Here is a 6,516-nt window from a genome sequence, read left to right as displayed (position 1 = left end):
TCCGCCGCTACATCATCTGGCGAAACCGCCATGCCGACGACCGACGCCTACGCGCGGTCGTCGACAGGGCAAACGTTGCTTGATGCGGCACTAGACCGGCGTGGACTGGGCCGACCAAGGGCTGTGCCGGTCGCAGCCGGAGCGGATGTTCGCGCAGAGTCCCGCCCAGGAGGAGGCCAAGACCGTGTGCGTCGGGTGCCCGGTGCGGCTCGACCGCCTCGCCCACGCCCTGGAACACCGCGAGCAGTACGGCGTGTGGAGTGCGATGACCGAGCGCGAGCGCCGGGCGCTGCTGCGCCGCCGTCCGGCGGTGAGGTCCGGGGCGGAGGTCTTCCGGGAGGCGCGGACCTCGCAGGACATGGGAGCGGTCAGCACGCCCCGCGCCGCCGTGGGCGAGTCCGCGAGGACGCCCCGGGGTCGCGGCCCGAGGCGCCGGTTCTGCTCACCACGCCGGCGGCCACACGCGACGAGCGACCCGGCGGCGAGGGGGCCGCCTGAGCCCGGGAGCCACGCGCCCCGAGGACGCACGCGCCCCGAGGACGCACGCGCCCCGAGGACGCACGCGCCCCGAGGACCCACGTACCCCCTGATGAACCAGACCGAGGCCGCTTCACCGGTACTTCAGCAGGTGCGGTACTTCATGGAGCTTCTGCCGCGCGAGGACAGGACCTCCCTCTCTCCGCGGCGGGCCGCGTCGCTGACGTGCACCACCTGCTGCCGGAATCCGGGCTGTTCATCGTCGCCGAGTACTTCCTCGCCATCCGCGACCTGATGGGTGTGCCCGGAGCGACGCTGGACCAGGTGGAGTGCGTCCGCAGCCACGTCCACGCCCTCGGGCAGTGCCGCAAGGTGCTGCGGGAGGGCGGCTGGCGCACCCTCGTCAGCGACGACACGGCCGGAGCGGCGCGCGAGGTGGCCGAGCTGAGCGACCCGCGGCACGCGGCGCTCGTCCCGCCCGCCGCGGTCGGGCTCCACGGCCTCGACGTGCTGCGTCCCGAGGTCGAGGACGATCCCGACAACACCACGCGCTTCGTCGTCCTCGTCGAGATCGAGGGTCACCCCGACGACGAGCGGGTCGCCATCGCCCGGCACGAGCTGCGCTTCTCCTCCTCCGAGGTGCGCATCCCGGGCGTCCACCCCGCGCACCCGCACCGCCGCGCGAGCAGCTGACGTACGGCCGGTCGTACGGCATGTGACGGCCTGTCCGGCATCCCGTACGGCTGTGTGACAGGCGCCCCCGGAAACATGTGTGCCGGTGGGGAGTGTGTGTCACCCACCCTCTAGGGTGTGAGTGTGACTCCCCACCGCAAGGGCCTCGTGCTCGACTTCGGTGGTGTGCTGACCACACCCCTGCTGCCCGCCGCGCTCGCCTTCGAACGGCGCGAGGGACTGGCCGAGGGAGCGCTGCTCACCGCCCTCTACCTCACCCCCGAGGGAATCCGCCTCACCGAGGACCTGGAGCGCGGGACGCTCACCCAGGCCCGGTGGAACGAGTCGGCCGGAGAGCTGCTCGGCACCGCGCCGGGCAACCTGATGGGCCGCATCTTCGCCGACCTGCGCCCCCAGCCCTCGGTGATCGCCGCTGCCGCCGCCGTCCGCCGGGCCGGAGTCAGGGTCGCCATCCTCTCCAACTCGGTCGGTCCGGCCCCGTGGAACCTCTACGGCGGTCACGAGCTGGAGGGGCGCTACGATGCGGTGGTGCTGTCGGAGGACCATGGGACGCGCAAGCCCGAGCCGGAGATCTTCCGGATCGTCCTGGACCGACTCGGCCTGAGCGCCGAGGAGTGCGTGTTCGTGGACGACACCGAGCAACACCTGCGGCCCGCGGCGGACCTGGGATTCGCCACCGTCCACGCCGTGGAGCCCGCCCGGACGGTCGCCGCCCTGGAGGCCCTTCTCGGCATCCCGCTGACCGACAGGGACCCGCATCGGTTCACCTCTTGAGGAGACACCCATGAAACTCGGCCTGGCCCTGCCCACCTTCGGTCCCGACGCCCACCCGGACGGCATCCTGCACATCAGCCGTACCGCGGAGGACATGGGATACGACTCCCTGTGGACCGGCGACCGCGTCCTCGCCCCCCGCATACCGAGCGCCCCCTATCCGAGCGCCGACGGCCGTATGCCGCGCGCCTACGAGAACCACATGGACCCGCTCGTGGCGCTGACGTTCGTCGCGTCCCACACCACGCGGGTCCGCCTGGGCACGAGCACGCTGAACGGCCTGTGGCTGCCGCCGCTCCTCCTGGCCCGGTCGCTGACCACACTCGACCTCCTCAGCGAGGGGCGGCTGACCGTCGGCCTCGGCCTGGGCTGGATGCCCGACGAGTACACCGCGGTCTCCGTGCCCTGGAAGGGCCGCGGCGCACGGCTCGACGAGACCCTCGACGTCCTTGAGGGGTACTGGTCCGACGACGTCTTCTCGCACGAGGGACCGCTGTTCACCGTCCCGGAGACCGTGGTCGGCCTCAAGCCGAGCCAGCGGCCCGGGCCGCCCGTGCTGCTCGCGGCGTTCACGCCCGTCGGACTGCGCCGCATCGGGCGGCGGCTCGGCGGCTGGCTGCCCGTGGCGATGCCGCTGCCTCATCTGCTGGGCATGTGGGACGTCATTCGGAAGTCGGCGGCTGAGGCGGACCGCGACCCGGACACCCTGCACATGGCGTTGCGCGTCAATCCTCAGTTGACCGACGTCAGGACCGAGCCGGACCGGATGCCGAGGGCGGGCACCCTCACCCAGTACGTCGACTACGCGCGGGCCGCCGCCGAGGCGGGTGCGCACGAGCTGTTCGTGGACTTCGGACAGACCTCCGCCACCCTCGACGAGCGCGTGGACCTGGCCGGCCGGTTCCTCGACGGGGTCCGCCGCGGCTGACGTGCGGTCAGCGGATTCCGGGCCCCGTACCGGAACGCGCGGCTCCCGCCGGTGGTTCGTCGGAAGGCCACCCCTGCCCGCCTCATGGTGTCACGCGTCGCGCGCGCCGGGGCGCGCTCTTGACGAACGCATCGATGGGAGCTGAGCGGCGTACGAGGCCCGTACGCCGCCGTACAGGCCGACGGCCATGGGAGACACCTCGACGTGGGTGTGTCCCGGGGCCGTCGGCGTGTCAGGACGCTCCGAGACCGTGCAGCAGGGTGTCGACGACCACGTCCGCCGCCTGCCCGGGGGTCAGCTCGGGCTGCTGCCGTGACACCAGGTGCATCAGCTGCGGCAGCAGCGCGCTCGCCCAGCCGTTCGGCAGGTTCGCCCGCAGGAGGCCCTCGTCGGTGGCGCGCTCCAGGAAGGCGTCGACCTCCCGCACGGCCGCGTCGCGGCGTTCGTGCACGGTGTCGTCGGCGAGCATGCGGGTGAGGTCGACGGGCCAGGTGCGGTTGACGGTGATGATGTTCTCGACGTAGCGGTGCAGGGCGACGGCGACGGGTGCCTCGCGCAGGCGTGCGTCGGTGATGGCGTGTTCGATGGCTTCGAGGCGGGACTGGTGGATCGCGGCGAGGAGGTCCTCGCGGGAGGCGAAGCGCCGGTAGACGGTGCGCCGGTCGACACCTGCCTCGGCGGCGATGCTCGCGATGCTCGCGCCCGGGTCGGCGGCGAGCATGCGTGCCCCGGTGGTCAGGACGGCTTCGAGATTGCGTGCTGCGTCGGCTCTCACCGGACCGATTCTAGTGGCGCGGTGTGAAGCCTGAGACATCTAACGCCTCTTTGGCATAGCTCTATCCAAGCTAAGTGCTACATTGAAGTGACAGATAGAAAGAGTACTGCCTGTCGAATGAGTCCCCTCTCTGGGGACCCGGTCCGCGCACCCTCCCCGCACTCTCCATCGCACACTTCCAGGAAGGCGTCTTTCGATGTCGAAGGCACAGGTGACAGCACAGTCGAAGGCACAGCAGCCCGCGGCACGCGAGGCGGGCGGTGCGGCAGCCGCCATGAGCGCGCTGATCCTCGCCGTCCTCCTCGCGGCCCTCGACCAGACGATCGTCTCGACCGCGCTCCCCCGCATGGCGCAGGACCTCAACGGGTTCGACGACATCGCCTGGGTCAGCGCCGCCTACCTCCTCGCCTCCACCGCGGTGACCCCGCTGTGGGGCAAGCTCGGCGACATGTTCGGCCGCAAGCGGCTCTACCTGATGTCGACCTCGGTCTTCCTCATCGCCTCGGTCGCCTGCGGCCTGGCAGGGAACCTGCCCGAACTGATCGGCGCCCGCGTGCTCCAGGGCGTGGGCGGCGGCGGCATGATCGTCCTGACCTTCGCCCTCGTCGGCGACATCGTCGCGCCGAGCCAACGCGGCCGTTACCAGGGCATGTTCGGCTCCGTGTACGGCGTCGCCAGTATCGCCGGCCCCCTGCTGGGCGGCGTCTTCACCGACCAGCTCTCCTGGCGCTGGGCCTTCCTGATCAACCTGCCCGTCGGTATCGTCGCCCTGGCCATCGCCGCCCGCGCCCTGCCCACCGTCACCCGAGGCGCCAAGGCACGCATCGACTACCTCGGCGCCACCCTCCTGGCCGCCCTCGCCACCGGCCTGGTCCTGATCACGTCCTTCGGTGAGCGCCGGGGCTGGGGTTCACCCGCCATCGTCGGCCTGATCGCCGCCACCGTCGCCCTCGGCGCGCTGCTGGTCCCGGTCGAGCGCCGCGCCGCCGCCCCGGTCCTGCCGCCGGCGACGCTCGGCTCCCGGACCGTGGTCTTCTCCTCCCTGATCGGCTTCTTCGCCAACGCCGCGATGTTCGCCGTACTCGTCTACCTGCCGGCCTACCTCCAGATCGTCCACGGCGTCTCGGCGACCCTCTCCGGCGTCCACATGCTGCCGCTGGTCGCCGGGCTCGTCGTCAGCCAGTCCCTCGCCGGACGCTGGGCCGCACACGGCGAACGGCTGCGGCCGATCCTGCTCGCCGGACTGCTCGCCAACCTCGCCGGGCTGCTCCTGCTGAGCACCATCGGCGCCGCCACCAGCACCCTCGCGCTGGGCGTCTACTTCCTGATCACCGGCGTGGGTATCGGCATGGTCCCCATGGTCGTGCTGACCACCGTCCAGAACAGCGTGCCCGCCGCCGATCTAGGTGCCGCCAGCGCCGTCGTCACCTTCGCCCGCTCCATCGGCGCGGCCTTCGGAGTCGCCGTCTTCGGCACCCTGCTGAACACCGGCTTCGCCGACCGCAGCCACGGCCTGCCCACCGCCGGAGGCTTCGACGCCGCCCGCCCGGACACCATCGGCCGACTCCCCGCCGCCCTGCGCGACACCGCCCTGGACGCCTTCGCCCACGCCACCGCCATGGGCTACCTCTGGATCGCCCCCACCCTCGCCGTCGGCACCGTCCTCGCCCTCTTCCTCAAGCCGGCGCGGAAGACCGAGGACCGGGCCGACCGCTCCGGCCCCGCCTCCGCCGACACCGAGGACGTCGCCCAGGCCGCCTGACCCGACGGACCACGCCACCTCGACCGGCCGACGCCCCCACCGGGCGCCGGCCGGCGGCGTGTCACCGGGAACCCCACGGTGGACGGCTACGGGCGGCCCGTCTCCTCCGGGGCGTTCTCGGACAGCCGCTCGAGCTGCTCCAGCCACGGCGAGTTCACGTGCTGCGCCCACACCGGGGACAGGGCGTCGAGGCAGTGGGCGCCCGGACCGCGGACCACGTTCTCGATCACCACATGGGTGTCTGCCTCGACCGGCTTGAGCAGCCAGGCCTGATACAGCTGCACACCGGCCCCGATGCCGGACCAGCCGAGCCGGCTGTCCGGTAGGTGCTCACCCACGTACAGCTCGAAACGGTGCCCGTGGCCGCGCCGCGGTCAGCCCTGCGCGTCCGCCTCCAGCCCGGACAGCGCGTCCCGCAGCGCCGCCCGGGAGGTGATGCCGAGCTTGGGATAGATCTGGTAGAGGTGCGTGCCGATGGTCCGGTGCGACAGGAACAGCCGCTCGGCGATCTGCTTGTTGGTCAGCCCGGTCGCCGCGAGCGTGGCGATCTGCAACTCCTGCGCGGTCAGCGCCACGGGCCCGGGCCGGGCCGCGGTCGGCGCGGACTGCCCGCCGGCCCGCAGCTCCGCCGCCGCACGCGCCACCCACGGCTTCGCGCCCAGCCGCTGGAACGCCTCCAGCGCCTGCGTCAGCTGCTCCCGAGCCTCCGTCGTGGCCCGGAGCCGCCGCAGCCGCTCACCGTGGAAGAGCCGCACCCGCGCGACGTCGAAAGGCCAGCGCTCAGGGCCGGGCAGCGACAGCGCCCGCTCGTAGACGCCGAGCGCCGCCTCGCCCGGGGTGGTCAGAGCCTCGCAGGCCCGCATCAGCAGCTCAAGACGGGGCGACAGAGCCGGCCTTGGGACTGGTAGGCCCGCATGTTCAAGAGTCGCGTATTCGCCGTAGCCGTAGGCCGATCGTCACCCTGTGTCGGTGCCCTGCGGCATGATGACCGGCGTGAACACCGAGATAGTGATAGTAGGACTCCGTTAGGTCTGTCTCGCGGTCCTGTTTCAGGGCATGTTGGGTGGGTGGACGCACATGAAGTGAACCGTGCTCGGGCGACGTTGG

At 72.0% G+C, this 6,516-nt stretch carries 7 protein-coding genes and 2 pseudogenes; 6 read left to right on the top strand and 3 right to left on the bottom strand.

Translation table 11 applies throughout. The annotated features are described in order from the left end of the window. The 5 genes and pseudogenes from ACFV9M_RS41550 to ACFV9M_RS41530 all read left to right on the top strand — a co-directional run. Window positions 1-83, top strand: a pseudogene (locus ACFV9M_RS41550) (transposase); the annotation flags it as partial. A 62-nt stretch (window positions 84-145) separates the two neighbouring features. Further along, entirely contained in the window at window positions 146-772 is a 627-nt protein-coding gene (locus ACFV9M_RS41545; protein ID WP_385079546.1) for a WhiB family transcriptional regulator, read from the top strand. Further along, window positions 679-1,170 (top strand): annotated as a pseudogene (locus ACFV9M_RS41540) (prephenate dehydratase domain-containing protein); the annotation flags it as partial. The gene ACFV9M_RS41545 and the pseudogene ACFV9M_RS41540, both read left to right, overlap by 94 nt. A 123-nt stretch (window positions 1,171-1,293) precedes the next feature. Continuing rightward, the gene (locus ACFV9M_RS41535; RefSeq protein ID WP_385079549.1) at window positions 1,294-1,944 is read left to right on the top strand and encodes an HAD-IA family hydrolase; all 651 of its coding nucleotides are present in this window, start codon (window positions 1,294-1,296) and stop codon (window positions 1,942-1,944) included. Window positions 1,945-1,954: 10 nt separating this feature from the next. Further along, window positions 1,955-2,872 carry a TIGR03619 family F420-dependent LLM class oxidoreductase gene (locus tag ACFV9M_RS41530; RefSeq protein WP_385079538.1) on the top strand — a complete coding sequence of 306 codons (918 nt, stop codon included), beginning with the start codon at window positions 1,955-1,957 and terminating at the stop codon, window positions 2,870-2,872. A gap of 232 nt (window positions 2,873-3,104) precedes the next feature. Here the strand turns inward: ACFV9M_RS41530 and ACFV9M_RS41525 are convergent, their stop codons facing one another. Then, window positions 3,105-3,593 (bottom strand): TetR/AcrR family transcriptional regulator, encoded by a 489-nt coding sequence (locus ACFV9M_RS41525; protein ID WP_385079551.1) that lies wholly within the window; start codon window positions 3,591-3,593, stop codon window positions 3,105-3,107. A 328-nt stretch (window positions 3,594-3,921) separates the two neighbouring features. Between ACFV9M_RS41525 and ACFV9M_RS41520 the strand changes: the two genes are divergently transcribed. Then, a complete protein-coding gene (locus tag ACFV9M_RS41520; protein ID WP_385079553.1) occupies window positions 3,922-5,409 on the top strand; it encodes an MDR family MFS transporter in 1,488 nt (495 codons plus the stop codon). A gap of 86 nt (window positions 5,410-5,495) precedes the next feature. Here ACFV9M_RS41520 and ACFV9M_RS41515 read toward each other — a convergent pair whose 3' ends face one another. After that, window positions 5,496-5,747 carry a hypothetical protein gene (locus ACFV9M_RS41515; RefSeq protein ID WP_385079541.1) on the bottom strand — a complete coding sequence of 84 codons (252 nt, stop codon included), beginning with the start codon at window positions 5,745-5,747 and terminating at the stop codon, window positions 5,496-5,498. 36 nt (window positions 5,748-5,783) lie between these two features. Continuing rightward, window positions 5,784-6,272, bottom strand: coding sequence for a response regulator transcription factor (locus ACFV9M_RS41510; protein WP_385079544.1), 489 nt, complete (start codon window positions 6,270-6,272; stop codon window positions 5,784-5,786). Between the last annotated feature and the right edge of the window lie 244 nt (window positions 6,273-6,516).

Origin of the sequence: Streptomyces sp. NPDC059895 (assembly GCF_042731035.1) — a bacterium.
Taxonomy (GTDB): Bacteria; Actinomycetota; Actinomycetes; order Streptomycetales; family Streptomycetaceae; genus Streptomyces.
The sequence above is the reverse complement of the archived record's forward strand: the minus strand, read 5'-3'. Positions and strand labels throughout refer to the sequence as shown.